Annotated in this window: 24 protein-coding genes; 15 read left to right on the forward strand and 9 right to left on the reverse strand. The window is 49.5% G+C overall.

Going from position 1 to position 25,977, the window contains the following annotated elements; genetic code table 11:
• The first annotated feature begins 3 nt into the window (after positions 1-3).
• The 4 genes from tilS (at position 4) to JOD01_RS18805 (ending at position 4,878) form a co-directional block, all read left to right on the forward strand.
• Positions 4-1,389, forward strand: a complete 1,386-nt coding sequence (gene tilS, locus JOD01_RS18790; RefSeq protein ID WP_338028581.1) for a tRNA lysidine(34) synthetase TilS — start codon at positions 4-6, stop codon at positions 1,387-1,389.
• The gene (hpt, locus tag JOD01_RS18795) at positions 1,386-1,925 is read left to right on the forward strand and encodes a hypoxanthine phosphoribosyltransferase (RefSeq protein WP_204519922.1); all 540 of its coding nucleotides are present in this window, start codon (positions 1,386-1,388) and stop codon (positions 1,923-1,925) included. The genes tilS and hpt overlap by 4 nt, the downstream gene beginning before the upstream one ends.
• A gap of 70 nt (positions 1,926-1,995) precedes the next feature.
• Positions 1,996-3,915, forward strand: coding sequence for an ATP-dependent zinc metalloprotease FtsH (ftsH, locus tag JOD01_RS18800; protein ID WP_204519929.1), 1,920 nt, complete (start codon positions 1,996-1,998; stop codon positions 3,913-3,915).
• A gap of 87 nt (positions 3,916-4,002) precedes the next feature.
• A complete protein-coding gene (locus JOD01_RS18805; protein ID WP_204519931.1) occupies positions 4,003-4,878 on the forward strand; it encodes an HAD family hydrolase in 876 nt (291 codons plus the stop codon).
• Between the two features lie 151 nt (positions 4,879-5,029).
• On the opposite strand, the gene JOD01_RS18810 is transcribed toward JOD01_RS18805, so the two are convergent.
• The gene (locus tag JOD01_RS18810) at positions 5,030-5,533 is read right to left on the reverse strand and encodes a PCYCGC motif-containing (lipo)protein (RefSeq protein WP_204519933.1); all 504 of its coding nucleotides are present in this window, start codon (positions 5,531-5,533) and stop codon (positions 5,030-5,032) included.
• A gap of 187 nt (positions 5,534-5,720) precedes the next feature.
• Between JOD01_RS18810 and JOD01_RS18815 the strand changes: the two genes are divergently transcribed.
• The 7 genes from JOD01_RS18815 to JOD01_RS18845 all read left to right on the forward strand — a co-directional run bounded on the left by JOD01_RS18815 (position 5,721) and on the right by JOD01_RS18845 (position 11,998).
• Entirely contained in the window at positions 5,721-6,698 is a 978-nt protein-coding gene (locus JOD01_RS18815; RefSeq protein WP_204519935.1) for a metal ABC transporter substrate-binding protein, read from the forward strand.
• Positions 6,699-6,825: 127 nt separating this feature from the next.
• Entirely contained in the window at positions 6,826-7,593 is a 768-nt protein-coding gene (locus JOD01_RS18820; protein WP_204519937.1) for a metal ABC transporter ATP-binding protein, read from the forward strand.
• A 25-nt stretch (positions 7,594-7,618) separates the two neighbouring features.
• Positions 7,619-8,458, forward strand: a complete 840-nt coding sequence (locus JOD01_RS18825) for a metal ABC transporter permease (RefSeq protein ID WP_204519939.1) — start codon at positions 7,619-7,621, stop codon at positions 8,456-8,458.
• Positions 8,459-8,477: 19 nt separating this feature from the next.
• Positions 8,478-8,897, forward strand: coding sequence for a Fur family transcriptional regulator (locus tag JOD01_RS18830; protein ID WP_204519941.1), 420 nt, complete (start codon positions 8,478-8,480; stop codon positions 8,895-8,897).
• A 117-nt stretch (positions 8,898-9,014) separates the two neighbouring features.
• Positions 9,015-9,779, forward strand: a complete 765-nt coding sequence (locus JOD01_RS18835; protein WP_204519943.1) for a type III pantothenate kinase — start codon at positions 9,015-9,017, stop codon at positions 9,777-9,779.
• Between the two features lie 126 nt (positions 9,780-9,905).
• Positions 9,906-10,631: a CpaB family protein gene (locus JOD01_RS18840; protein WP_204519945.1), complete on the forward strand. Its 726-nt coding sequence runs from the start codon at positions 9,906-9,908 to the stop codon at positions 10,629-10,631.
• Positions 10,628-11,998, forward strand: coding sequence for a CpaE/TadZ family protein (locus tag JOD01_RS18845; protein WP_204519947.1), 1,371 nt, complete (start codon positions 10,628-10,630; stop codon positions 11,996-11,998). The genes JOD01_RS18840 and JOD01_RS18845 overlap by 4 nt, the downstream gene beginning before the upstream one ends.
• On the opposite strand, the gene JOD01_RS18850 is transcribed toward JOD01_RS18845, so the two are convergent.
• The 7 genes from JOD01_RS18850 to fabF all read right to left on the reverse strand — a co-directional run bounded on the left by JOD01_RS18850 (position 11,987) and on the right by fabF (position 19,537).
• A complete protein-coding gene (locus JOD01_RS18850) occupies positions 11,987-12,805 on the reverse strand; it encodes an ABC transporter ATP-binding protein (protein WP_204519949.1) in 819 nt (272 codons plus the stop codon). The genes JOD01_RS18845 and JOD01_RS18850 overlap by 12 nt on opposite strands.
• An 8-nt stretch (positions 12,806-12,813) precedes the next feature.
• Positions 12,814-13,773, reverse strand: a complete 960-nt coding sequence (locus tag JOD01_RS18855; protein WP_204519951.1) for an ABC transporter ATP-binding protein — start codon at positions 13,771-13,773, stop codon at positions 12,814-12,816.
• Between the two features lie 16 nt (positions 13,774-13,789).
• Positions 13,790-14,659 (reverse strand): ABC transporter permease subunit, encoded by an 870-nt coding sequence (locus tag JOD01_RS18860; protein ID WP_204519953.1) that lies wholly within the window; start codon positions 14,657-14,659, stop codon positions 13,790-13,792.
• Positions 14,660-14,670: 11 nt separating this feature from the next.
• The gene (locus tag JOD01_RS18865) at positions 14,671-15,675 is read right to left on the reverse strand and encodes an ABC transporter permease (RefSeq protein ID WP_204519954.1); all 1,005 of its coding nucleotides are present in this window, start codon (positions 15,673-15,675) and stop codon (positions 14,671-14,673) included.
• Between the two features lie 22 nt (positions 15,676-15,697).
• Entirely contained in the window at positions 15,698-17,311 is a 1,614-nt protein-coding gene (locus JOD01_RS18870) for an ABC transporter substrate-binding protein (protein WP_239565585.1), read from the reverse strand.
• A 113-nt stretch (positions 17,312-17,424) separates the two neighbouring features.
• Entirely contained in the window at positions 17,425-18,120 is a 696-nt protein-coding gene (locus JOD01_RS18875) for a M15 family metallopeptidase (RefSeq protein ID WP_204519958.1), read from the reverse strand.
• Positions 18,121-18,298: 178 nt separating this feature from the next.
• A complete protein-coding gene (gene fabF / locus JOD01_RS18880) occupies positions 18,299-19,537 on the reverse strand; it encodes a beta-ketoacyl-ACP synthase II (RefSeq protein ID WP_204519971.1) in 1,239 nt (412 codons plus the stop codon).
• A gap of 194 nt (positions 19,538-19,731) precedes the next feature.
• On the opposite strand from fabF, the gene JOD01_RS18885 reads away from it, so the two are divergent.
• Positions 19,732-20,157, forward strand: coding sequence for a VOC family protein (locus tag JOD01_RS18885; RefSeq protein ID WP_204519960.1), 426 nt, complete (start codon positions 19,732-19,734; stop codon positions 20,155-20,157).
• Positions 20,158-20,259: 102 nt separating this feature from the next.
• Here the strand turns inward: JOD01_RS18885 and JOD01_RS18890 are convergent, their stop codons facing one another.
• A complete protein-coding gene (locus JOD01_RS18890) occupies positions 20,260-22,350 on the reverse strand; it encodes a methyl-accepting chemotaxis protein (RefSeq protein ID WP_239565586.1) in 2,091 nt (696 codons plus the stop codon).
• Positions 22,351-22,547: 197 nt separating this feature from the next.
• On the opposite strand from JOD01_RS18890, the gene JOD01_RS18895 reads away from it, so the two are divergent.
• The 3 genes from JOD01_RS18895 (at position 22,548) to JOD01_RS18905 (ending at position 25,907) form a co-directional block, all read left to right on the forward strand.
• Positions 22,548-23,387: a helix-turn-helix transcriptional regulator gene (locus tag JOD01_RS18895; RefSeq protein ID WP_204519962.1), complete on the forward strand. Its 840-nt coding sequence runs from the start codon at positions 22,548-22,550 to the stop codon at positions 23,385-23,387.
• 95 nt (positions 23,388-23,482) lie between these two features.
• Positions 23,483-24,979 carry a TadA family conjugal transfer-associated ATPase gene (locus JOD01_RS18900; protein ID WP_204519964.1) on the forward strand — a complete coding sequence of 499 codons (1,497 nt, stop codon included), beginning with the start codon at positions 23,483-23,485 and terminating at the stop codon, positions 24,977-24,979.
• A 16-nt stretch (positions 24,980-24,995) separates the two neighbouring features.
• A complete protein-coding gene (locus JOD01_RS18905; protein ID WP_204519969.1) occupies positions 24,996-25,907 on the forward strand; it encodes a type II secretion system F family protein in 912 nt (303 codons plus the stop codon).
• The last annotated feature ends 70 nt before the right edge of the window (positions 25,908-25,977 follow it).

Below are 25,977 nucleotides of genomic sequence, written 5' to 3' on the forward strand. Positions count from 1 at the left end.
CTCATGCTCCCTGGCGAAAACATCGTGGTAGGGGTTTCCGGTGGAGTAGATTCTTCTGCTCTTCTGCATATCTTGTGGTCGCTAAATAAACAATATCAATACGGTTGGCGACTTTACGCCGTTCATTTGAATCATTGCTTTCGCGGCGAAGAATCAAGGCTTGACGCGCTCTATGTGCAGTCGCTGGCAGAACAGCTCGCTATTCCTTGTTTTGCTTTTGAGCGAGATATACCACTATATATGGAAAAAACGGGGATGGGCGCGGAAGAAGCATCACGAGAAGTCCGATACGAATTGTTTCGTGAAGTCGCCGAGCAGGTCGGCGCTACAAAAGTAGTCCTTGCTCATCATGCTGATGATCAGGTGGAGACCGTCCTGTTCCGGATGGTGCGCGGCACACGATTGGCTGGATTGGCGGGCATTCCGGTTCGCCGCTGGCTTGTACCGGGAAAAGTCGAGGTGGTTCGCCCGTTGTTGGCAACGAAGCGAAGCCAGTTGGAGGCATATTGCCGGGAGCATGCGCTGTCTCCCCGTGAAGACAGCAGCAATCAGTCCCGCAAATTCAAGCGCAACCTGATCAGGCTGGAGATCGCCCCTTTGCTGGAAGAAGTTAATGCAAGGTACCGCGAACACATCTTGGAGTTAGCGGCGGCTGTCAGGCAGGACGAAGCTTTTTTGACCAAAATGAGCCAAAATCAACTCAACACAGTCATAATGGAGCAAACCGGGAATAAAGTAGTAATCTCAGGCAAGAAGTTGCAAAGTTGTGACCTTGCTTTACAAAGGAGAATGATTAATCTAATATTAAGTTATCTGTCAAATGGAATAGAATGGTCTTCCCAGCATGTGGAGGCCGTCTTAAACTTGATACAAAGCAACAGTCCATCGGCTGTTATTCATTTGCCAGAACGAATGATTGTGAAACGGTCTTATGAGCAAGTTTCTTTTTTGTTTAGTGATTCGAGTGAAAAAACGCACTCTTTTTGTTATGAACTGATGGTTCCAGGTAGCACCTATGTTTGGGAAAGCAACGCGACCATACGGACTTCTTTACACCCCCATTTTTCTGACTGGAATCGGCTTCCGGCCAATGCGATCGTGTTGGATGCAGAGCGGCTTCCAGGCAAATTGCTGATTCGCAATCGGTTGCCAGGGGATCGGATCAAGCTGTTTGGAACAAAAGCATCAAAAAAACTAAAAGATCTGTTGATCGATGCAAAAGTGCCAAAAAGCTACCGTGAAAAAATTCCGGTATTGGTTTCGGGGGAGGAAATCGTTTGGGTGCCAAAGTTGCGAAGATCTTCAACAGCGGTAGTGACCCGAGAAACAACCAGGTTCCTAATGGTAGAGGTTGAGTACGGAGAAGATTGGCAGGAGGTTTTTCAATGAGAGACGACATCAAGGAGATTTTGCTTTCGGAAGAAGAGATCGCCGAAAAAGTAAAGGAATTGGGCACTATCCTAAGCAATGAGTACAGGGATAAAAATCCGCTGGTGATCTGTGTTCTGCGGGGAGCTGTCGTATTTATGGCTGACTTGATCCGCGAGATGGACATTCCTTGTGAAATGGATTTCATGGCCGTTTCCAGCTATGGCAGCGGTACGGAGTCAACCGGCGTGGTGAAAATCCTCAAGGATCTCGATACTTCGGTACAGAATCGGCATGTACTGGTGGTGGAAGACATCATGGACAGCGGGTTGACCCTCAGCAGACTGGTTGAGCTGTTGCGTCACCGCGAAGCTGCTTCTGTGAAAGTAGTCACACTGCTGAACAAACCGGAGCGCCGGAAAGTGGATATTACACCGGATTACAGCGGTTTCACGATTCCGGATGAGTTTGTTGTAGGGTATGGACTCGACTATGCGGAAAAATACCGCAACTTGCCATATATCGGTATTTTAAAACCGGAGGTATATACGAAGTAGTTGAGTTGTAGATACTATTAGTAGTGTGATAAAATGTGAAAAGTGTCTTTTTCGCGAGAGGAGGTAAGAAATGAATCGCTTTTTTCGAAATACCGGGTTCTATCTACTTATATTCCTTGTCACGGTTGGGATCGTGAATTTTATCCTCTCCGGGACTGATAAGCTAACGCCTATCACCTATTATGAATTCCGTAACGAGTTAAAAGCGGATAACGTAGCGGAGATTACGCTTCGCCCTGAAGGTGGTACATATCGAGTTGACGGAGTGCTGAAGAAGGCGCCGGTCGGCAAGGAGAAATTTTACACCAATATTCCGCTGTACAACTCGGATATTGGGATGATCCTTGACCAAAAAATTGATCAACAGATGGTGAAGGTTGTTGAATATAAACCACAAGAAGGTAACAATATTTGGTTAACTTTCTTGACCTCCATCATTCCGTTTGTGATCATCTTTATTTTGTTCTTCTTCCTGCTCAATCAGGCTCAGGGTGGCGGCAGCCGGGTGATGAATTTCGGCAAAAGCCGGGCCAAGTTGTACAATGATGAGAAAAAGCGAGTCACATTCGATGATGTAGCCGGTGCTGACGAAGAAAAGGCAGAACTGGTGGAGGTCGTTGAATTCCTCAAAGATCCGCGGAAGTTTGCCGCAGTTGGTGCCCGTATTCCCAAAGGCGTTTTGTTGGTTGGTCCTCCAGGGACAGGGAAAACATTGCTTGCACGCGCGGTAGCGGGGGAAGCAGGGGTACCATTCTTCAGCATTTCTGGTTCTGATTTCGTGGAAATGTTTGTCGGTGTTGGTGCTTCCCGTGTTCGCGATCTGTTTGAGAATGCGAAAAAAAATGCGCCTTGCATTATCTTTATTGATGAGATCGACGCTGTTGGCCGTCAGCGTGGAGCTGGTTTGGGCGGCGGTCATGATGAACGTGAACAAACGTTGAACCAATTGCTTGTTGAGATGGATGGTTTTGGCGCAAATGAAGGAATTATTATCATTGCGGCAACCAACCGTCCGGATATTCTTGATCCGGCTTTGCTCCGGCCTGGCCGTTTTGACCGCCAGATTACGGTTGATCGTCCCGATATTAAAGGCCGGGAAGCGGTACTACGGGTACACGCCCGCAACAAACCGCTGGGTGATGATGTGAAATTGGATGTGATCGCTCGCGGTACGTCCGGATTTACCGGCGCTGATTTGGAAAACTTGTTGAACGAGGCCGCTTTGCTGACGGCACGACGCAACAAAAAACTGATCGGCATGCAGGAAGTAGATGAGGCGATCGATCGCGTCATCGCCGGTCCTGCGAAAAAATCGCGCGTGATCAGTGAAGATGAAAAACGACTGGTTGCTTTCCATGAGGCCGGTCATACCATTATTGGGTACTATTTGAAAAACGCCGAAATGGTGCATAAAGTAACGATTATCCCGCGTGGTCAAGCTGGCGGTTATACCGTAATGCTGCCAAAAGAGGATCGTTATTTTGCGACCAAAGGCGACTTGCTGGATAAAATCGTCGGCCTGCTTGGCGGACGCGTGGCTGAGGAATTGGTGTTGGGCGATATCAGTACAGGTGCCCACAATGACTTCCAACGGGCTACCGCGATTGCCCGCAGCATGATTACCGAGTATGGTATGAGCAACTTGGGACCGATGCAGTTTGGGCGTTCGCAAGGTCAAGTCTTTTTGGGGCGTGATCTGGGACATGAACGGAACTATTCCGAACAAATTGCTTATGAAATCGACCAGGAAATGCGCCGCATCATTACGGAATGCTATGATCGTTGCAAGGAGCTGTTGACAACTCATCGCGACAAGCTCGATTTGGTGGCGACGACGCTGATGCGTGTGGAAACGCTCGATGCAGATCAAATCAAGCAATTGATTGAAACAGGGAAATTGGACAGCGATCCTGCTGAAAATACGACAGAAAACAAAGATGTCGTGATTAATATTCAACCAAAAACCGATTCTGAGGAAAAACAGGATTGATTCGCAAAAACGGGGGCGCCTTGGGTGCTCCCGTTTTTGGACAATCGATAGAAAATTTAGCCGGCATTTCCGGAGGGAGGTTTACCCATGGTTTTATCGCAAGTGCGTTTGGCTGCCTTTGACATGGATGGGACGTTATTGAACAAAGACGGAAAAATGGCAGAGACAACAAAGGAAGCTTGTCGATTGCTGCAAGCAACAGGGTGTAAATTGGTCATCTCCACAGGAAGAACATTTGCGACAGCACAGACGCCGATTGATGCTTTTCCTTTTGACGGGTTTGTTTGCAGCAATGGGGCAACGGTACATGAGAAGGATGGTACGCTGATTGAAAGTACGATCTTGCCGACAGACATGCTGTTGGATGCCCTGCATCGGATACGCCAACAACCTGTCTTTTTTGAAATGCACGATACAGAGAGCACTCGTTGGATGGTAGAAGAGGATAAGGAGATGATCGAACAGATCATTCAAACGGAAAGCGTCACACCGGAAGATGTTGCTCTGCGTCGATTCACTTTTTATAATTTGGCCAAGATTGTCCCATTGCAGGAATTGGAACAAAAGATCAAAACCGGCGAAAAACAGTTCGTAAAAATTTTTGTCTGGCACCAGCAGGAAGAAGTGCTGAAGCAAGTACAGGAACAGATGCAGCTGTGGTCAGAAGTCGCCTTTGTGACGTCCTCCGGGTCGACAAATGTGGAGATTATGCCAAAAGGCGTCAGCAAATGGACCGGCCTGCAATATTTTTGTCGAAAATGGGGGGTAACCCCTGATCAGGTGATGGCCTTTGGCGATGCAGACAATGATCTGGAGATCTTGAGCAATGCCGGGGTGTCAGTTGCCATGGGAAATGCTTTTCCGCACGTAAAAGCGATTGCCAAATTTACAGCGAAAGACCATGATGAAAATGGCGTTGCCCAGTTTATTCTGGAACAAGTGTTGCCGGCTTTAAGCAAATAAATCTGCCTTTCCGGGAAGAGCCAGCACGATTGATGTCTCCTGGCCAGATGGAGCGGTTTGTATGAAATGGAGGGTTGCCATGCGGTTGGCAGCCCTTTTTTATGTAAAAAGGCTCCTGCTTGCGTTTGAAGCAGGAGCGCTGATGGTACTGTCAAGATGGCATTGGAGTGGGAGTGGGCTTGGCGAAGCCTTCCTTAAAGGCATTGTCGATAAACTGGCGAATCTCAACAGCGGATTTACCTTCCGCTTTCATCTGTGAGGAGACGACGGCAATTTCCATACAAGTGCCGCAACGAGTGCCATGATCATCCCAAACGACGGAACCGTCCTGGTTAACTTCCTTGATGAAGCAATTGCCATTGTGCTGATGTCCGGCACTTTCCCCACAGCCGCAATAACACGGCATCGTTTTCAACAAATCTTGGTTGGCAGCTGCCACTTTATATGCTTCCACAATCTGCGGATCAAGATGATCTAAAAAGCTGGGCAGTTGATCCAGCGAGGCGGTTGTTTCAAGTAAGTCGCCATTTGGTGCATAGGCGGTATGGGCGGCATGTTCATGCGCGGCCGGCTGTTGTTCAGCCTGATTGCCGTCGCAGCCTGCCAGCAAAGATACCGCTAACACGCCAAGACAGAGCAAATGAGCTCGTTTCATCGATAAAAATCCTCCTACTATACCGGCTTTTATGTCTGTTTGGATTATAGCATACCAAAGGAGGGGAGATTGTTACAAATATAGATCAAATCGTAATAATTCTTATTTACAATTTTCCTGTAAGCAAGTATAATGAAAAGCGTCAAATAAATCGGAATGATTCTTATTAAGGAGTGGGAGTGAAAACATGAACAAAGTGAAGCGTAACGTTGTTGGATTTTTGCTGGCCGCTGTCGCATTGGTTGCCGCAGGCTGCGGTACGGCCAATGAACAAGCTGCAAGTGGGGTTCCGGATAAAGACGACAATATAACAGTATACACTTCTTTTTACCCTTTGCAATATGTAGCAGAGCGAATTGGTGGCGATTTGGTGGAGGTAAAAAATATCGTGCCGACCGGTGTTGAGCCCCATGATTTTGAGCCTACTGCAAAGGATATTGTCGATATCACCAATGCAGACCTGTTTGTTTATAACGGAAGCGGTTTTGAAGCATGGGCGGAAAAAGCAATCGAAGGATTGGATCAAGCAAAAATTACCGTTGTGAAAGCAACGGATGGGTTGGAGTTACTTCCTGCCGGCGAAGAGCATGGCGAAGAGCATGAGGAAACTCATGAGCATGGGACAGAAGACCATGGGCACGGTGAGTTTGATCCGCATGTCTGGCTCGATCCGACGCTTTTGAAAGCGGAGGCGGAAAAAGTAAAAGACGCGCTTGTCGCTCGGGACCAGGCTAACAGCCAAGTTTATGAGCAAAACTATCAACAATTGGCCGCCGATCTGGATAAACTTGACGGGGAATTTCAGCAGATGGCCAATGGGGCGACGCACAAGGAGTTTTTGGTGGCACACAGTGCGTTCGGTTATTTGGCTCACCGCTATGGTTTAACGCAAATCGCCGTTTCGGGAATATCGCCCTCGGATGAGCCGTCTCCAGCCGAATTGAAGGCATTGGTGGACCTCGTAAAGGAACACCAGATCGGTTATGTTTTGTTTGAAACGCTTGCCTCTCCAAAGGTTGCTGAAGTAATCGCCCGTGAGGCAAACATTCAAACGGCAACGCTCAATCCGCTGGAAGGGTTGACGAAAGAGGAAGCTGAAGCAGGCAAGGATTACTTGTCGATTATGCGGGATAATATGGAAACGCTGCGTACGGTCTTGCAGTGATCGATTGTTCTGCCGTCTTAACGGGCGGCATATTTATTCTTGTGCTTTGTGCGATGGCGTAGTACGATGAAAAATGATAAATAGGAATCGATACGATTTATTCTTATAATAAGGAAGATGGTGCTTGATGAGAAACGGGAATGCAGATGATGAAATTATCCGTCTGGCCTCTGTCTCATTTCATTATGAAGATAAGCATGTGTTGGATCAAGTAAACTTGGAGCTGTTTCGCGGCGATTTTGTCGGCATTGTCGGCCCCAATGGTTCGGGAAAGTCCACATTGATGAAGTTGATCCTGGGATTGCTGACGCCGACAGCGGGTCGTATTTTACTGTTCGGCCAGCCGCAGGAACGGTTTCGCGACTGGTCAAAAGTCGGTTATGTCGCTCAGCAGGCAGCCCACGGTGCAGGCGGATTTCCGGCTACTGTACGGGAAGTTGTCTCATCCGGTTTGGTTGGGAAACTCGGTTTGTTTCGTCGCTTGAAGCCGGCTGATCGGGAGAAGGTGGCTGCTGTTGTGGAACGGGTCGGTTTGGCCGACAAGCTGGATAAACGCATCGGCAGTTTGTCCGGCGGGCAGCTTCAACGGGTTTTTATTGCCCGCGCCTTGGTGGCTGATCCGGAGTTGCTGATCCTCGATGAACCGACGGTCGGGGTGGACCAGGAATCAATTGAGCAGTTTTATGAATTGCTCCGTTCGTTAAAAGACGAACATAAAATGACGATGATGATCGTGAGCCACGATGTTGGCATGATGACGCAATGGGTCAACAAGGTGGCATGTTTGCAGCATACGCTGCACTTGCACAGCAAACACGAATTTGAGCATCATCAGGAAGAGATTCTTCAGGTGATGTATGGCGATACGGTAAGGGTATTGGCCCATCATCATTAAAGCGGATGGGAAAGAAGGAATACGAATGATTGCCGATTGGTTTCACTATGATTTTCTGCGTTATACGTTGTTGTCAGGCGTCTTGATTGGCGTTATTTGCCCTCTGCTTGGCACATTTCTGGTTGTGCGGCGCTTGTCGATGATGGCAGACGGACTGTCCCATGTCACTTTGTCGGGTGTTGCCGCCGGGATGTTGCTCTCCAAGAACGTGGCGTTTTTGGGGGCCGTCAATCCGCTGTTTTTCGGGATGATCTTTTCCGTAATCGGTTCACTGTTCATCGAACGCTTGCGTAAATTATACAAGTCGCAGCAAGACTTGGCGATTCCGATTATTCTTTCCGGGGGGTTGGGGCTGTTTACCGTATTGGTTAGTATGGCGGACGGTTTTACCACCGATTTGTACTCCTATTTGTTTGGTAACATTGTCACGGTGACCAAAGAGGATATGTTTGCCTTGATCGGTGTGGCCGTATTCGTCATCGGCACGGTATTGGCCATTTACAAGGAATTGTTTGCCGTCTCATTTGATGAGGAGTTTGCCCGGGTATCGGGAGTAGCGCGGAAGTTCATCAATTTTTGGTTTATCGTGTTGGTCGCGCTGACGATCGCAGCCTCTATGCGAATTGTCGGGGTATTGCTGATTTCGGCGATGATCACGCTGCCGGTTGCCAGCAGCCTGCAAATTGCCAAGAGTTTTCGCCAAACCATATTTTATGCTATTCTGTTTGCAGAGATATCAGTTTTGGTCGGACTTTATTTTGCCTATTTGCTTGATTGGGCATCAGGCGGGACAATCGTATTGGTGGCGGTCTTGCTTTTGCTTGGTGTACTGGCAAGCAAGAAGTTGAAGCGGATCTGGAATTGAATGGGAAGGAGAGGCAGCGATGACTGTTGAGGAAGCGTTACAGATCTTAAAGGAACGTGGGTTTAAATATACCGGCAAGCGAGAAGAGATCATTCGAATCTGTGCGGCAGAAAAGCGCTATCTCTCCGCTCGCGATATTATGGAGAAGATAAAAGAGATGTATCCAAATTTAAGTTTTGATACGGTGTATCGCAATATCTCCACTTTTGTGCAGCTGGGGATTTTGGAGGAAACCGAACTGGAAGGCGAGGGGAAATTCAGGCTCGCTTGCTCGGTTGACGGGGATCACCATCACCATGTGATTTGTACGGTTTGCGGAAAAACCTTGTCCCTTCCTGATTGTCCGATGAGTATCTTACATGCAGTACCCGATGAATTTCAGGTGACCGGCCACAAGTTTGAGATTTACGGGACGTGCAAGGAATGCCGCACGCACTGAATTGCCGGTTGATTTAGGCAGACATGCGCAAAGCGAAATCCCATTCGGCCATTGCGGAGCAGACAGCCGGGTGGTTTTTTTCAAATCTTGATTTGGATGAGATCGAGGGATCATGATATGTTACTGGTAATCGATATCGGCAACAGCAATCTTGTGCTTGGCATCTATCAAGGGGAAATCCTCAAATATCATTGGCGAATCGGCACAGACCGCAACAAGACGGAAGATGAGTACGGCATGCTTGTGCTCAATCTGTTTACGAGTGCGGGCATTGCGTTTCAGCACGTGCAAGGTGTCATCGTTTCGTCAGTCGTTCCCCCGTTGAATGCAACGATTGAGCGGATGTGTCTAAAGTATTTTGGCAAAAGGCCGCTGGTGGTCGGTCCGGGTGTAAAGACAGGCCTCAACATTAAATATGAATACCCGCGTGAAGTAGGCGCGGATCGAATTGTCAACGCCGTCGCCGCTATCCATTATTACGGGACGCCCTTAATCGTTGTTGATTTTGGGACAGCGACCACTTTTTGCTATATCGATGAACAAGGACGATATTGGGGCGGTTCCATCGCGCCGGGAATTGCGATCTCCACAGAAGCGCTGGTTAGCCGGGCTGCCAAATTGCCGCGGATTGAAATCGCCAAGCCTCCTGGGGTAGTCGGACGCAATACAATTACCGCGATGCAATCGGGAATTTACTACGGCTTTGTCGGCCAAGTGGAAGGAATCGTCAACCGCATGAAAGCGGAGTATAAAAACAATCCGGTTGTTGTCGCAACAGGAGGGTTGGCTTCGTTGATCGCCGGGGAAACGGACTGCATTACGATCGTCGATCCGGAATTAACCCTAAAAGGCTTGCGGCTGATTTACGAAAGAAATACATAAGCATAGGCGGGGAGTTCTCTCCGCGTTCCGATTTTGCCCGGTGCAACGATGGCTTGCACCGGGCAGTTTTTTTGTCCCAACCGTATCCTGTATGCTAGGCAAAAAACAGAACGGGGGAACGCGAGTATGACCATCAGTCCCATCCGACTGGTTGCAGCGCTGCTTCTGGCGGTTTGTCTAGGCTGTGGAGCTTATATGATTCTCAAGCCGCAGACATTTCACTATTTGAAGCTGAGGGAGGGAGAAGTTGTGGAAGCGGGAACCTTGTTGAAGGAAGAACAGATTGAACAGGGGGTTCTTGTACTCGGCAGCATGTTTGCCAAACAATCGACTCCGCTTCCCAATCTGATCCCTTGGGAGGAAGCAGAGTCCTACCTTGCCTTGCCACTCAGTCGGCAAGTGGCAGGCCCGATGCCGTTGTTTGTCAATGATTTCGCGCAGCAGGATGAAAAAGGGTTGAGCCAACTGCAAGATGAAACGTGGACGGGGATGAGCATTCCGGTCGATAACATTATTGGAGTGACGCCTTATCTGGAGATCGGAGACTATGTGCATTTGTTCGCCTCATTTGAGGATGAAGAGGGGGCACACAGCGGGTTGTTGTTTAAAAACATGCCCGTTGTTGCGCTGCAGCGGGAGCTGGATGGGGAGATTCCCCGGCTGGTCGCGGTGACGATCGCTGTAAAACTTGACGAGGCTGTCCTGCTGACCCATGCCATTCATTACGGCAAGATTCATCTCGCCAAAGCTGCGCTTGTCGGGGAAAAACGGTCAGGTATAGGCGATTCCGCTTTTGCCCAGGCGCTGATGAGGACGAAGAAACGTTGGAGCAGCGAGGAGGAACCGGAATGAATCGTGAAAAGAAACGCTTGCTTATCTTTGACGACGAGCGGTCACTCTATCAGCTAAGACAAAATCTAGCCGGAAGCAGTCGAATTGAGCCGGTAGCGGAGATTGCCCGCTGGGAAGAGTTATGGCAGGCAATGGCTGAGGTGAAGCCGGATGCGGTCTTGCTTGGCAGCTTGCCTGAGATTGATTGGGGAGAATTCTCGCGGCAAATGCAGCTTTATTATCCGCAAACGGCTTTGATGGCGGCGTGTTCCTTGCGGGAATTAAACTGGGAACCGTTTTTGCGCAATCTTGGATTTTGGGTCATCGGCAAACCGATCCAAGTTGCTCAGTTGGAGATGCTAGTTTCCCGTATGGAAATGCCCTGTATTCCCGTTCATCCCGGTTCGTCTGTTGCAGTTGGCGATAACAAGCCGCCGGCTGACTCCGCGCCCGCGCCGTCAGCCAACGAGTCCAAGCAGATTATTACGGTTTACGGCCCAAAGGGCGGTGTAGGCAAGACGTTTTTGTCCCGGGAACTGGCTGTTTATTTTACACAACAAAAAAGGGAGAATCGACCGCTAAAAGTGCTAGCCGTCGACTTTAATCTCGATCTTGGCACATTTGCCACTTCATTAAACTTGCCGCGAACGCCCAATCTGTTCGGTTGGGTGCAGGCAATCGACCAGTTGTTGATGGCGGTGGTGGAACGGGAGGGGCGTCATCCCCAATCGTTGTCGCATGCCGAGTGGCAGGAGCATGCTGCCGCCGTGCGGATATCTCCGCAAGAGATCCGGCAGTATGTTGTCGTCCATGAGCCGACCGGATTGCATGTCCTCACTTCTCCTCGGGATATTCGTTACAGTTTTGAGATTAAAGATTATCATCTTTATCTGATGTTGGAAGCGCTGCGGCTCAGCGATTACGATGTGATCCTGATTGATACGGCTCCGGATACGACGGATGCTACCGTACAAGCACTGTTTTTTGCGCAGCGGGTGATTATGGTCGGCAATCCTGTGGTGGATTCAATCGAAAATATTCAACGTATGCTCAAACTGCTGCGCGAAGCGGAATACCCGGAGGAGCGGATTCAGCTTTGCATTAACCGGCTGCAGCGAAAAGAGATGTTCACGCTGGAGGAGATGCGTGCCTATTTTCAGCTGCATCCGAGCAAAAAGCTGTATACGATACCTGACGACGAGGAGGTGAAAAAATCGATCAATACAGGCATGCCGATGATATTGCAAGGGAAGTCGGCTGCGCGCGAGGCGTTGGAGATGCTGGGACGCTCGCTGCTGCCTGTTCAAGCGGAGAAGCCAGAGGAGGAAAAGGGTTTGGGAGGGAAACCCAAGAAGCGGGCCTCCCTGTTCAGTTGGTTATGGGGATAACTCGTTGCTGTGGTTTTCGGCTTGATTTACGCCGGCAGCCTGCAACGGATGCAATGACGATAACAATGTTTTGGTGTAAGCTTGGCGGGGGTGTTGGAAGATGTCCTCAATGGGACCTGTCTCCACAATCTCTCCTTTATACATGACGGCAGTCTGGTCACACATGTAGCGGATGACTGACATGTTGTGCGAAATAAACAGGTAGGTCAGCTGGTGTTCGTGCTTTAATTCTTTCAACAGATTGAGCACGTTGGCCTGCACTGAGACGTCCAATGCAGAAGTCGGCTCATCAAGGATGACAAACTTCGGTTCGGTGATCAAAGCGCGGGCAATCGCGATCCGCTGACGCTGTCCGCCACTAAATTCATGCGGGTAACGGGAAAGCTGATCCGTTTTCAGGCCCACCCGGGTGATTAACTGCTGAAGCCGTTCCATTGAACCTTTTTGCTTCCGTTCTCCAGCTGACAGCGCGTAAAGCGGTTCCAAGATGATCTCTTTGACCGTCATGCGCGGATCGAGCGATGATTGAGGGTCTTGAAACACGATTTGCATTTCGCCAGGCCGCTGCGGTTTGAATTTATCTCCTTCCCACAACGGCTTTCCGGCAAGCTCGATTGTACCGGAACTTGGGGGTTCCAGGCCGATCAGCATTTTCGCCAGTGTGCTCTTGCCGGAACCTGATTCACCGATCAGTCCGAAGCTTTCGCCTTTTTGAATCGTTAAATTGATGTCAGTTACCGCTTGAAAACGTTTTTTGCCGGAACCGTACGTTTTACTGACAGATTTCAGTTCAATCAATGGTTGCATTTCTATGTTCACCTCACCCAGCACGCAACGCGATGTTCTTGGTTATCTTGATACGCTTCTAAGGCAGGACGATCCTCGCGGCACAAAGGCAAGGCCTGCGGGCACCGATCAGCAAATACGCAACCAGCCGGTCGATTGAATAAATTCGGCGTTTCCCCAGGAATTGCCGACAACGGCTCATTCGGATCGGCCCAGTCGGGCAAGGCGCCAATCAAAGCACGGGTATAAGGATGTGCAGGCCGATGCAAGACATCGGAGGTAATGCCTGTTTCCATGACTTCCCCGGCATACATCACAATCACGCGGTTGCAAAGGCGGGCGACCACTCCCAGATCGTGCGTAATAAACATAATCGCTGTTCCGCGTTTGACGGAAAGCTCCTTCATCAGCTTGAGGATTTCATCCTGAATCGTTACGTCCAGCGCAGTGGTCGGCTCGTCGGCAATCAACAGCGTAGGCGGAGCGGACATGGCCAAGGCAATGACCACACGCTGCCGCATTCCGCCGCTGAGTTCAAAAGGGTATTTGCCCGCGACCAGCTCGGGATGATCAATATGCACTTCAGCCAAGCTGCGAATGGCCAATTGAGCCGCTTCCTTGCTGGAAACTTGTCGGTGACGTTTGATTACGCCAGCCAGTTGGTCACCGATCCGCATGGTGGGATGCAGAGCGGTCATCGGCTCCTGAAAAACCATGCCGATCTCTTTGCCGCGCAATTGCTGCTGCTCTTTTCGACCGAGACGCAACACATCTTTTCCTTTATAAAAGACCGATCCTTGCGTAATTTTTGCGTTTTTCTCCAGCAACCCCAGGATGCTTAACGCCGTCACCGATTTTCCCGATCCCGACTCGCCGACAACTCCGATGATTTCCCCTTCGTCCATGGAGAACGAGACATTTTTCAAAGCTTGCAGTTTGCCTTGTATCGATTGAAATTCAACGGACAATTCCTTAATTTCCAACAACATTGTCTATTTGCCCTCCTTACCGATTCGCTTTCGGATCGAGAATATCGCGAATGCCGTCACCGATCAGATTAAAGCCGCAAGAGGCGAGAAATAGGGCCAATCCGGGGAAAGTCGGATACCACCAGTAATCGAGCAGGTATTTCCACCCTACGCTGATCATTGCCCCCCATTCGGGAGTGGGCGGTTGAGCCCCTAGACCAAGAAAGCCAAGCGTTGCCACCATCAAAATGGCATCGCCAATGTCAAGCGTAACCTGGATAATCACCGGGGTTACGGCATTGGGAATAATATGGCGGGTAATAATACGCCAGGGCTTGATTCCAAACGTATACGCAGCTTTGACATACAGCCTTTCCCGCAAGGCGAGCGTTTCGGCGCGAGCCAAACGGACATAAACGGGTACTTTGATGATCGCGATCGCCAGCAGGGCATTGAACAGATTGGGACCGAGCGTCGCCGCCACCGCCATGGCGAGCACCAAAGAAGGAAATGCCAACACAATATCCATGAGACGCATAATGATTTGATCAATGCGGCCGCCGAAATAACCGGAGACAGCGCCGATCGCCGTACCGATCACTCCTGCTGACAGGACAACAGCGACACCCATACCCAAAGAAAGTCTTGCGCCGTACAAAATACGCGTAAAAATGTCTCGGCCAACCTCATCGGTTCCAAACAAGTGCTTGGCGGAAGGTGGAGAGAAACGCTCTACTACATGAATTTTGGTCGGTTCGTACGGACTGATCAACGGGACGAAGATCGCCAGCAAAATAATGAACAGCAGGACAACAAGACCAACAAGGGTTAATGGATTTTTTCTGAACTTGTACCATAAGGGGTTGACCGTACGTTTCGCTGGAAGAAGCTCTGTTTGGACAGACATGCTGAATCCCCCTATTCTTTGATTTGCGGGTCTAGCATATAGTAAGCAATATCGACTAGCAAATTGATCAGGACATAACCAATAGAAATAACAAAAGTAAAGCCCATAATCGCCGGAAAATCGAGATAGGCGATCGAGTCAACCACATATTTGCCCATTCCCGGCCAGCTGAAGATGGTTTCGGTTACGACCGCCCCTCCCAGCAAGGAGCCGAAGGAGAGCCCGACTACTGTAATCGTAGGGATGAGGGCATTGCGCAAGGCATAACGAAACAACAGCACCGGGCCATTGATGCCATTGGCCAATGCGGTGCGGATGTAGTCTTGACCGAGTACCTCCAGCATGCTGGAGCGAACTTGACGTGTCACGATCGCCAACTGCGCAAAGGCGAGAGTAAATGCAGGGAGCAGGAGATGCCACAAACTGTTTTTAAAAGCAGCCCAGTTCCCGGTGAATAGACTGTCGACAAGATAAAGGCCTGTGATTCGGGCCGGCGGAGCAATCGCAAGATCCAAGCGGCCGCTGGACGGCAACCAGTCCAAAAACTTGTAAAAGATCAGGATGCCGACAAGACCGCTCCAAAAAACAGGGGTGGACACGCCCGCGATTGAAAAAATTCGTCCAGCGTGATCCCAGCCGGTATCTTTTTTGACGGCCGATAAAATACCGAGCGGGATGCCGATGATAATGGCGATGACAAAGGCCAGAAGCGCCAACTCAATCGTTGCCGGAAAAAAGGTGAGCAGATCATGGCTAACTGGCTGCTGCGTTCGAATGGAAGTACCGAAATCACCGACAAGAAGTCCTTTCAAATAAGTAAAATATTGGACCCAGACTGGTTGGTCCAGGCCCAATTGATGCCGAACTTCTTGCAGTGTTTCCTCGGAGGCGCGCTGTCCAACCATCATTCTTGCCGGATCGCCGGGGATCACGTGGGAAAGAAAGAATGTGAGCAGCGTGACACCCAGCAGCACAAACAGAAGCATGGACAGACGCTTCGTGATGATCCGTTTCATGCGGGAAACACTCCTTATTCGATTATTTCGACATGTCAGCTAAATTATAGATGCCTTCCAGCATCGGGTTGTAGACCAACCCTTTGAGGTTTTTATTAATCGGCAGGAGATAATCTTTTTGATACAAATAAAGGTAGGGTGCTTCTTCGATCACGATTTTTTGGGCCTCTTGATAGAGCTTCTCCCGTTCTGCTTGGTCATTTATCGTAGCCGCCTGACGGACAAGGTTGTCCACTTGCTCATTTTTATAGAAGGCTCTGTTGCCAGAGAGACCAAAGTTGTTGGAGTCAAACCAGTAGTTCATAAACATGTACGGGTCGCCGAAGTCCGGACTCCACACGCCCAAGGCCAAATCAAAGTCGCCTTTATCGATCATCTCCCGGGAAGTGGCATAGGCAACTTTATTCAAATTCAGCTTTACTCCGATGTCGGCAAAGAAGGCTTGCAGGGTAATCGCTTCCGTTTCCCACCATGCTTTGTTATCGGAGTACAGCAAGTTTAGCGACAAATTGGAGGCACCGGCTTCCGCCAGCAGCGCTTTCGCTTTTTCCGCATCATAGGTATATTGCAGAGCGGATTCATCGTGTCCCCACAGCCCCTTCGGAATCGGTCCGCGCATTTGCGTGGCGTAACCTTCCTGAACAGAGGCGGTCAATGCTTCGTAATCAATGGCGTAGCTTAAAGCTTGGCGAACTTTCGGGTTTTGCAGCGCTGGATTGCCTTTCGAAGTATTCACATACACATAGTCCACGAGCAAGCTGGGCTTTTGCAGGAGCTGGACATTCGGCAGTTCTTTTACCGAATTGAGCTGTTCTGCGGGAATTCCTTCGGCAATATCGATTTCACCTTGTTCGAGTTGCAGGCGCTGAGCTGTAGCATCTGGGATAATTCTGAAGTAGACTTCTTTGAATGTAGGTTTGACTGAGGAGTTCGGGTTGACGGTAAGCTTGAGATACTCTCCTTTTTTCCATTCCGAGAGTTGATAAGGGCCGCTTCCCATGGTGTTGTTGGCGAGGTAGTTTTGGCCGAGATCTCCGTTTTGTTCCTTTTCCATCACTTTAGGGTTAACGATTCCGCCATAGTTTGCAGCCAGGGTGGAGAGGAACGGCGGGAAAGTTTTCGAGAGAACAAAGGTGACTGAGGTGGGAGAGTTGACTTTAATTTCCTTGATTACATTGTAAACGTCGACTGGCCCTTTTTTGATTTTTAACGTTCGATCAAAGCTGAATTTGACGGCATCTGCGGTGACAGGCGTACCGTCGGCAAATTTGTTTCCTTCCGCGAGGGTGAAGGTCCATTCCAGACCATCGTCGCTCACCTTCCACTCTTTGGCCAGGCCTGGTTTTAACTCGGTGCTCTCTCCGTCATATTCAACCAGACGTTGGTAGGCAGGATAGGTAATTTTCCAGGCGCTGTTGTCCATCGTCACAGCAGGATCCAATGTTCCCTGATCCGATGTCATTCCGACAACGAGGGTGTCCGAAGCGGTTTCTTTCTGTGGTTCGGACGTTGGCTGTGCCGAATTGGTCGGCTTTGTTTCCGGCGGACTGCTGGCAGGGTTGCTGCTACAAGCGGTTAACAGCAGGCAACCTGCGAGAAACAGACTGCTGATCAGCGAAATCTTTCGTCGAATCAAAAGAATCCCCCCAAAAAATATTAAATTGAACATAATTTAAATATATTGCAAATATTCACTTTGTTCAATATTTTCCTTTGGTTTTCTGATTGCTTGTCCAATGAAGCCGGATGTTAGCACACTTCTAATACCCCGCCGTAAATGGCTTCCGCCCGTTTCTTTTGTGCCCAGGAAAGGGTGCCAAACTCATAATGCCACCATTCCGCAGCATAATTGACAAAGCCTGCCTCAACCATCAAGTGGTAAAGCATGCGGCGGTTTTCGCGAATTTGCAAGGTGGCAGGGGTGTGTACCGGTAATGTCTCAAAATAACAAGTGGCAGCTCGCTCCGAAAAATCATCGAACGCCGTGCCCATGTCCAGCCAACTGTCTGCCGTTGCAATGGTCAGGTCAATTGCTCCTCCGCTTAGGTGAGGGGCGGGACGCCGAATATCCTGAGTCGGTTTGGCCACAAATTTGCACAACTCCCGCTCCAGTTCTTCTCCTGCGGACAAGCCTTGTTCCAGCAAGCTTTGTTTGAAGCGCTCATAGAGCGATTGCTGCACCTGGAAAGGACGCCAGCCATCCAGTACGACGAAAAAGTGGCCTTCAGGCAGTTGTTCCGCCGCCTTTTTCAGCAGCTGCGCAGCCCCTGTACGCAAAAAGGCTTCTTCTTTGGCTCCGCTGTGTCCCTGCTTGAAGTAATACGGATACACTTTGATTTTTTCGGACAGGGTGGACAGGGCTATCAACGGTTCGCCAGATTCGCGGAGTTGCGGCGAGAAAGTGGTTGTTTGCTCGGCAATAGGAATGGGGTGATCAACAAGCATAAGTTCGACCTCCATTGGCTCTTTTTGGGACTTATCGTACCGTAGAAAGCGGTTGAGGTAAATCGGAAATTTCTCGGCAAATCGTTGTACCGTTGCAGGAAGGCTGGCGATAATCAATCCGGCGATCCACAACGGTACGGGCTAAAGCGTCTTTAACGGTTGACTTGGCTTGTCCGGTTCAGTCCGTATACGCCTTCAGGACAATCACGGCATTGTGACCGCCAAAGCCAAACGAATTGGACAGTCCAATGGAAAGGCGGGCAGACCTGGCAGTGTTTGGCACATAGTCCAAGTCACAAGCGGGGTCAGGTTGCTCGAGATTGATGGTAGGAGGAATCAATCCCTCATTGAGGCTTTTTACCAGAGCAATCGCTTCGATACCGCCGGCCGCCCCGAGCATGTGGCCGGTCATCGACTTGTTGGCTGTGATCGGTATACGGTAAGCAGCCTCGCCAAACAACCGCTTGATGGCCAAAGTCTCCGATATATCGCCAATCTGCGTGCTGGTGGCATGGGCGCTGATCAGATCGACTTGTTCTGGAGATATGCCCGCTTCAAGCAAAGCAGCTTTCATGGCCAAATAGGGACCAATCCCTTCCGGATGGGTGGCTACCATATGATAGGCGTCCGAACTTGCCCCATAGCCGATGACCTCGGCATAAATACGGGCATCTCGTTTCAAGGCGTGTGACAGGGACTCCAGGACGAGAATGCCGGCCCCTTCCGCCATGACAAAACCATCGCGTCCAGCGTCAAACGGCCGACTCGCTTTGGCTGGTTCGTCATTGCGGCTGGAGATGGCTGTGGCATTGCCAAAGCTGGCCAGGGAAATTTCCGTAATCGCTGCTTCCGTCCCGCCGGCGATAATCACGTCGGCACCTCCCAAGCGGATCAGGCGGAACGCCTCACCAATCGCCGTGTTGCCGATCGAGCAGGCGGTGACCGGCGCGAGGGATGGCCCTTGTGCTCCATATTTGATGCTGATCATGGCGGCTGCCATGTTGGCGATCATCATCGGGACGAGTGTCGGGCTGACGCGCTCGGGGCCTCTTTCTGTCAGCACAGCTTCTTGCTGCAGCAAGGTTTGGATACCGCCGATGCCTGAACCGACATACACGCCGAATCGTTCCCGATCGATTTGTTCTGGTGACAAACCGGAATCCGTTACCGCCTCCTCCGCTGCAGCCAAGGCGAATTGGCAAAATCGATCCATTCGTCGCGCCTCTTTTCGGCCGAAGCGTTCTTCTCCATCAAAATTGCGCACCATTCCGGCGATTTTTGTTTTATATCGTGAGGTGTCAAAACGATCTATCAAGGTAATGCCCGATTCCCCTTGGCACATTTTCCGCCAAAACGTCTCAACATCATTTCCCAGCGGGGAGATAACTCCCATTCCTGTGATGACGACTCTTTCCATCATTACCGCCTCCTTACAAGAAATTCCTTCTGGAAGCTATCTTTGCATAGCTGTTATCCTATTACAAGTTGTTGTTTATCCTATTATAAAAACTACTATCTTGCGCAAAATGCTGAACAGTCAAAGCTGTCCTTGTAAATATTGGAAGGAAGGGCAATAATGGATGGTAGTAATGACCAAGGAGTGATAAACCGATGACCGTACGCTTGATACCGTATTTGGTGATGAATGGAAATGCAAGAGAAGCGATTCAATTTTACGAGAGCGCCTTGGGAGCAACGGTAGTTTTTCAGCAAAAATTTACAGACATGCCGCAGCATCCCGATTATTCGCTGCCAGAGGAAGCAAAAGAGCGCATTGCGCATGCCTCGCTCAAGGTGGGGGATTCTGAGTTGATGTTTTCTGACACGTTCCCCGGCCAACCGCATCACAGCGGAAATCAGGTAACCATTTGCATAAGTTCGGATAGCAAAGAGCAATCGCAAAAACTGTATGAAGCACTTCGGGAAGGCGGCCAAGTCCATATGCCTTTACAGGAAACCCATTTTAGCCCGGCGTATGCGATAGTGACAGACAAGTTCGGGGTTACTTTTCAAATCAATACAGAAGGCAAACAGTAACCATCCTCATACCATACCCAAAAGAACAACAGGGCTGCCTCTCGGGTAGGTAACTACCTTTAGGTCAGCCCTTTGGCATTAAACGCAAATTTTTAGAGGGGGTTACACTTTAAATTGCGAGATTTGCTGTTGAAGTTCTTCTGCCATCTTCGAAAGCGCAGCGGACGATGCAGCAATTTCCTCCATGGATGCCAATTGTTCTTCTGTTCCGGCAGAAATATTTTGAGTCCCTTGAGCGGTTGTGCCGGAGATTGCATTGATTTCATCCATTGATGAAACAACCGCCTCGGTATTTGCCGACAACATTTGCGCAGCTAAGGACACTTCTTGGATTTGCGCTGCCACCTCGTTGACCGAACGGTGGATCTGTTGGAATGCGAAGCCCGCATTGTTTACCACATAAATCCCTTCGAGCACTTCTTTTGTCCCCGTTTCCATGGAATGGACCGCTTTATCGGTATCAGCTTGAATGGTTTTGGTTAATCCGGATATTTGCTGGGCAGACAGGGAAGAAACCTCTGCGAGCTTACGAACCTCGTCGGCGACGACTGCAAATCCTCTGCCATGTTCACCTGCTCTTGCCGCTTCAATCGCTGCATTGAGTGCGAGAAGGTTCGTCTGTCCGGCGATATCGGTTATCGTTTCGATAATCGTACCGATTTCTTGTGATCGTTTGCCTAATCCCATGACGACCTCCGCCAAATTTGTAATAGTAGCGTGTATGGAATTCATTTGTTGAACAGCCGTCTCAATCGAATCATTGCCTGTTTGGGCAATTTCTGCTGTTTGATTGGCCGCATCAGATACATTTTGAGTACGAGCCGATATTTGCTTAACCCCTGTGGACATGCTTGTTATGCTGGCAGTACCTTGTCTTACAATTTGCGCTTGTTGCTCACTGCCGGCAGCCAATTCCTGAATGGTACCCGCAATTTGTTCGGTTGCCTTATTCGTTTGGTCCGCACTGGCATTAAGCTGTTCAGCCGAAGCAGCCACCTGTTCGGTGTTAATCCCGACCTGCTGGATCAAGCTCCTCAAACTGGCGATCATCTGGTTAAAGCTTGCGCCAACCATGCTCATTTCATCTTTTGTCTCAAAATGAATGAAAGTGGTTAAGTTTCCTTCAGCCAATGATAGCGAAGCGTCTTTCAGCTGTTGAATATTCCGATGGATGGATAAGAAAAAGGCAAGGAAACCGTAAGTCGCCAATAGGATAACAGCGGCTGATACCGATATATTGACGGTTCGCTGCTTCGCAAGTTGGTCAGCCATAATTCCCAACTTTCCTTCCATGTAAGTTTGCTGTTCAGACAGTAACTCATAACACATGTCAATAACTTTGGTAGACAAGTCAAAATAGGCAGATGCCTTGTAATCCAAGGCGGTGCTATTCAGAAGTTCTTTCTCCACCAAGTTTATAAATTCGCTAGTTTGTTGACTCATCTTTTTATAAACTTCCAGTACGGCAGAAGAGGTGTTGTTGTCCATTTCGTGGCCGAGCTCATTTAAATTTGTTTCAATGAACGATATTGTACCGATCAATCCGCTTTGCAAATCCGGTGTTAACGTTTTGGTGTTGAGAACAGTCAGTCCGTTTGCTCTTAATACACCTAGATGTTCTGTCAAATTCGGCAATGTATCAACCACACTTTTAATTGCATAATAATTTTCCAAGTTTTGAGCCAGTAAGAGGTTGCTTTCATCCGCCAGTGTCGAAGTGAAGTTCAGGATATTCCCAATGTGCGATGAATGCTGTGCAATCGCATCAATGGCGGATTGTTTTTCAAAGGTAGGCACCATAGCCAGCCATTCTTTTTTTAAAGCCGTCCACTTATCCGTGAGGTTCAGAAGCGAACCGTCACCTTCCATACAGGCATCGATCTCTGCGATATCGTTTACAATTTCCTGCTGCTTGCTGTTCATCATTTCTTTATAGCTTTGATCTCCGCTTAAAAACGAACTGGTCATTGCCCTATGTTGTTGTACGTCCTGTAAATATTTGATGGTTAAGCCATTCAAAGTTAACCCGATTTGTCGTTTTTGCAATACGGTCAGATCCTGATTGATTTGCAGTACATTGTAAAAGACGAGAACGAAGATAGGCACGATTAAAATGGCCCCGATAAGGGCGAATTTAGGAAGGTATTTTAATCGGTTCAATAGGTTGATTCCTGGTGTAAATATTCGCTTCATTTCGTTTCCCCCTTGAAATATTGAGCAACAAAATATCTATTCCCGCTATATATAGAAGATAAACAAAACCGATATGATTACCTGTCCCCGATATAGTAAACAAACCGGTCAGACAGAAATACAATGATTGGACAAGACAACAGCCTCGTTAACCTCGTATAATGAGTGGCAACAAGGTAGAAAGCGAGGGAATCGGGATGAATCAGCATACGAGGCTGCAAGCTCTATCTGCCTTTCTGAAAGCCCAGCGCGCCAAAATACAGCCGGAGACAGTCGGCTTGCCAAGCGGTACACGCCGGCGTACCCCCGGACTTAGACGGGAGGAAGTGGCCCAGTTGGCTGGCGTCAGCACGACCTGGTACACATGGCTCGAACAAGGACGCGACATTAAAGTATCTGCATCGGTACTGGATGCGATCGCCCAGGTGCTGCAACTGACGGCAGATGAGCGTCGCTATTTATACGCATTGGCGGGCGAAGCCGGTCCAGCGGGCAGCCCCCTGTTGCAAGAAGGGCAACCGGAAATAAGTCCGTCGCTGCAGCGCATTTTGCAAGAATTGCGTTATTGTCCGACGATTATTTCCGATCGGCGCTGTCAGATTGTCGGTTGGAACCCGGCGGCTTCGCACGTTTTTTTCAATCTGGAACAGGTGCCATTTGAGGAGCGCAATCTGATCCGGCTCGTCTTTACCCGCAAAGAGTTTCAACGGCTGGCCGTGAATTGGGAACATTTTGTCAGCGGGTTTCTCGCCATTTTCCGCTCGTATTATGGTCAATACGTAGAAGATGCATGGTACGAAGAATTTTTGCAGGAGATGGGCGAAGTTCACCCGGAGTTTAATCGATTATGGGAGCAGAGCCGGGTCAGCTTTGCCCCAGAAGTACTGTTGGAATTTCGCCACGCAAAGGCAGGCAAAATGCTGTTTCATTTGACCTCCTTGCAGGTACATGGCGGCGCCGACTTGCGCTGCAGCATTTATACTCCTTTACCTGATTCAAATACGGAAGCAAAATTGAGAAAGCTGATGGAGCAGTAACGTACCTGTTTGACAAAGGGCGCTACGGCTCTTTTTTTGTCCTATCCGTCTGCTGTAAGCTGGCTGACAAAAACGGAAGGCGGGAGGAATGCTCGATGTCTTTTGATCGAAAAAGTTTGCTCGGATTCGGCTCCAGTACAAAAACAGAACGCTTTGATTTGCAGGGAAGCGCCAAGAAAGATGGCCCTCCGCTACGAAGGCTGAGTGAAGCCAAGCGGGATGACCCGTTGACGGCGCTGGAGCGGCCGCTGGTTATCTCCAAGGAAATGGAGACAGCGATTCGCATGCAAATCGTGGAAAAGCACGGGAAACGACTGTGGGAGGAAAAAAGCAATCCGGATTTCCTTGAAGAATTGTGCAGAGATATACGCTTGTTGCTGGAACTGAAGACGCCGCTGACCTCGCTGCAAATGGAAGCAGAAGTGGATCGTTTGCTGCATTCGCTGATCGGCTGGGGACCATTGGATGCATTATTGGAGGACCCTGACATTACGGAAATCATGTTTCATCGTTATGATGACTTGGTTGTCGAGCGGAAAAGCAGCGGGCGTTTGGAGCGGTACCCGACGCAAGTGTTTCGCGAGGAGGAGGAACTGCTGCGCTTGATTGAACAAATGGCCGCTTCGATGGGGCGTGAATTTAATGAGACAAAAGTGGAATTAAATACCCAGCTGGCTGACGGCTCGCGCATCGCGGCCACTCATCGGGTCATTACCCCGGACGGACATATGCTGACGATTCGCAAGCATCGGGAACTGCTGACAGAAGCGGATTATTTACGCTACGGTTCCATTTGTGAGCCAATGCTGCAGTTTTTGCGCTGGGCAATCGGCTTGTCGCGGGCTTCCGGTTTGGTCAGCGGAGGTACAGGAAGCGGAAAAACGCACCTGCTGAATATGCTTTCCCACTTTATTCCCGAGCATTTGAGCATCATTACGATTGAGGACGTGTTGGAAATGAAGCTACACCACCCGTTCGTCCGGCGTTTTTTGGCAAAACCGCCCAACCACGAGGGGATCGGCGGATTCAGCATTCGTGACTGCGTCCGTTTGTCCCTGCGAAAACGTCCTGATGTCATTATTGTCGGAGAGACAAGAGGCGGGGAAATCATCGATATTTTGTGGGCGATGAACACCGATCATCCGGGGAGCTGGTCGACGGCGCATGCCAATTCGCCGCGCGCGTTGATTGATTCCACGTTGCCGATTTTGTTTGGCAAAGCCGATGAAAAGTACAGCAGTATCGAACGAAATTTGATGATTGGCTCCGCACTTGATTTAATCGTCCAGGTAAAACGTTTCGAAGAGGATGGGAGCAGAAAGGTGGTGGCCATCACCGAAGTCGTCGGAACCGGAGAATCGCATCAAGAGCAGATACGTCGGTCATGCAACGTTAAACAAATTGTTCCGGAACGAGTCTATTTGCAGGATATATATGTTTTTGAACCGCGAGAAGTGGTGAACGGAAAAGTGGTCGGAGAGTTTCGCTGGACCGGGTATAAACCGGAACGGATGATCCGTACCTGGCTGGCCAAAGGGATTCGAGCAGAGGAGATTGAGCGAATCTTTTTTGCCGAGCCGATTCCGGTGTAAGAAGGGTGATGAGCGGATGAGCATCCTGTTGCATGAACTGGTCTCGACTGTGCTCGGAACCTCTGTAGCGCTGCTTTTGTTGCCCCAGCCGCAAAAATTCAGCGGGCAAAGCCATACGGTTCTCGAACAATTAAGGCAGGACAGGTCCAATCTATATAGCCGTTTCCAAAGCAGGCTGGATCGGACGCGCACAGAGATTACACCGGCGCATTATTTGCTCATGGCGGCGGCACTTGGCGGACTGGCCTTTTGGCTGACCAGTCAAATTTTACAATCATGGCTGCTGGCCATACCTGCGTTTTTTGCCGGAGTTTTGCTCGTTGAGCGGCTGATCCAGGTGTTGAGTGCCCGCAACCGCGAACGTTTTGAAGCGGCAAATCTGCGGGCAATTCGCATTATCGCCAGTTCGTTGCGAACCTCACCATCTTATCTGCATGCCTTTGAGCAGGTTGTCAAAAGTCCGTTTATTGATCCAATCGCGGCAGAGGAATACAAACGGCTTGTTGATCTGCTGCATGCGCACATACCGCTGGAGACGGCGATGCAACAGATGTCTTCGCGTACCGGTTCGGCGGATGTAGCCTATTTGGCGACAGTGATCCAGGTTCAAAAGGAGTTGGGCGGTGATATGGCCAAAACGCTGGATTTGGCCGTCACCTCGATTTTGCGAAGGCGACAGCAGCAGCGGAGACAAAGAGCGGCAATGTCGCAAATTTTGGCACAGGTAAATCTGTTGAGCGTGATGCCGTTTGTTTTTGTGTTTAGCCTGTATGCGAATAATCCGCACCATTTTGCGCCGCTTACGCAAACCATCGGAGGCCGCCTGCTGCTGCTTGGCTGTTTGCTGTCTATTTTGGCGGGGGGAGAATTGATCCGTTTTGTTGCTATGCATCGCTTTGCAAGAAGGAGCCATTCCTGTAATGAATGAATTTGGGGTTTGAATGAAAAAAGCACCTTCTGTAAACTGGGAATCGTTCCGCGCAAAGAACAATTACCCG

This window comes from Brevibacillus fulvus (assembly GCF_016908525.1).
Taxonomy (GTDB): Bacteria; Bacillota; Bacilli; order Brevibacillales; family Brevibacillaceae; genus Brevibacillus_G; species Brevibacillus_G fulvus.

Bases quoted from the DNA above. Each gene is read 5' to 3' on its own strand.
- JOD01_RS18895 (WP_204519962.1), top strand. From the start codon at position 22,548: ATGAATCAGCATACGAGGCTGCAAGCTCTATCTGCCTTTCTGAAAGCC.
- JOD01_RS18855 (WP_204519951.1), bottom strand. From the start codon at position 13,773: ATGTTGTTGGAAATTAAGGAATTGTCCGTTGAATTTCAATCGATACAA.
- JOD01_RS18860 (WP_204519953.1), bottom strand. From the start codon at position 14,659: ATGTCTGTCCAAACAGAGCTTCTTCCAGCGAAACGTACGGTCAACCCC.
- JOD01_RS18810 (WP_204519933.1), bottom strand. From the start codon at position 5,533: ATGAAACGAGCTCATTTGCTCTGTCTTGGCGTGTTAGCGGTATCTTTG.
- JOD01_RS18805 (WP_204519931.1), top strand. From the start codon at position 4,003: ATGGTTTTATCGCAAGTGCGTTTGGCTGCCTTTGACATGGATGGGACG.
- JOD01_RS18905 (WP_204519969.1), top strand. From the start codon at position 24,996: ATGAGCATCCTGTTGCATGAACTGGTCTCGACTGTGCTCGGAACCTCT.
- ftsH (WP_204519929.1), top strand. From the start codon at position 1,996: ATGAATCGCTTTTTTCGAAATACCGGGTTCTATCTACTTATATTCCTT.
- JOD01_RS18820 (WP_204519937.1), top strand. From the start codon at position 6,826: ATGAGAAACGGGAATGCAGATGATGAAATTATCCGTCTGGCCTCTGTC.
- JOD01_RS18815 (WP_204519935.1), top strand. From the start codon at position 5,721: ATGAACAAAGTGAAGCGTAACGTTGTTGGATTTTTGCTGGCCGCTGTC.
- JOD01_RS18845 (WP_204519947.1), top strand. From the start codon at position 10,628: ATGAATCGTGAAAAGAAACGCTTGCTTATCTTTGACGACGAGCGGTCA.
- JOD01_RS18830 (WP_204519941.1), top strand. From the start codon at position 8,478: ATGACTGTTGAGGAAGCGTTACAGATCTTAAAGGAACGTGGGTTTAAA.
- JOD01_RS18840 (WP_204519945.1), top strand. From the start codon at position 9,906: ATGACCATCAGTCCCATCCGACTGGTTGCAGCGCTGCTTCTGGCGGTT.
- fabF (WP_204519971.1), bottom strand. From the start codon at position 19,537: ATGGAAAGAGTCGTCATCACAGGAATGGGAGTTATCTCCCCGCTGGGA.
- hpt (WP_204519922.1), top strand. From the start codon at position 1,386: ATGAGAGACGACATCAAGGAGATTTTGCTTTCGGAAGAAGAGATCGCC.
- JOD01_RS18825 (WP_204519939.1), top strand. From the start codon at position 7,619: ATGATTGCCGATTGGTTTCACTATGATTTTCTGCGTTATACGTTGTTG.
- JOD01_RS18890 (WP_239565586.1), bottom strand. From the start codon at position 22,350: ATGAAGCGAATATTTACACCAGGAATCAACCTATTGAACCGATTAAAA.
- JOD01_RS18900 (WP_204519964.1), top strand. From the start codon at position 23,483: ATGTCTTTTGATCGAAAAAGTTTGCTCGGATTCGGCTCCAGTACAAAA.
- tilS (WP_338028581.1), top strand. From the start codon at position 4: ATGCTCCCTGGCGAAAACATCGTGGTAGGGGTTTCCGGTGGAGTAGAT.
- JOD01_RS18875 (WP_204519958.1), bottom strand. From the start codon at position 18,120: ATGCTTGTTGATCACCCCATTCCTATTGCCGAGCAAACAACCACTTTC.
- JOD01_RS18850 (WP_204519949.1), bottom strand. From the start codon at position 12,805: ATGCAACCATTGATTGAACTGAAATCTGTCAGTAAAACGTACGGTTCC.
- JOD01_RS18835 (WP_204519943.1), top strand. From the start codon at position 9,015: ATGTTACTGGTAATCGATATCGGCAACAGCAATCTTGTGCTTGGCATC.
- JOD01_RS18885 (WP_204519960.1), top strand. From the start codon at position 19,732: ATGACCGTACGCTTGATACCGTATTTGGTGATGAATGGAAATGCAAGA.
- JOD01_RS18865 (WP_204519954.1), bottom strand. From the start codon at position 15,675: ATGAAACGGATCATCACGAAGCGTCTGTCCATGCTTCTGTTTGTGCTG.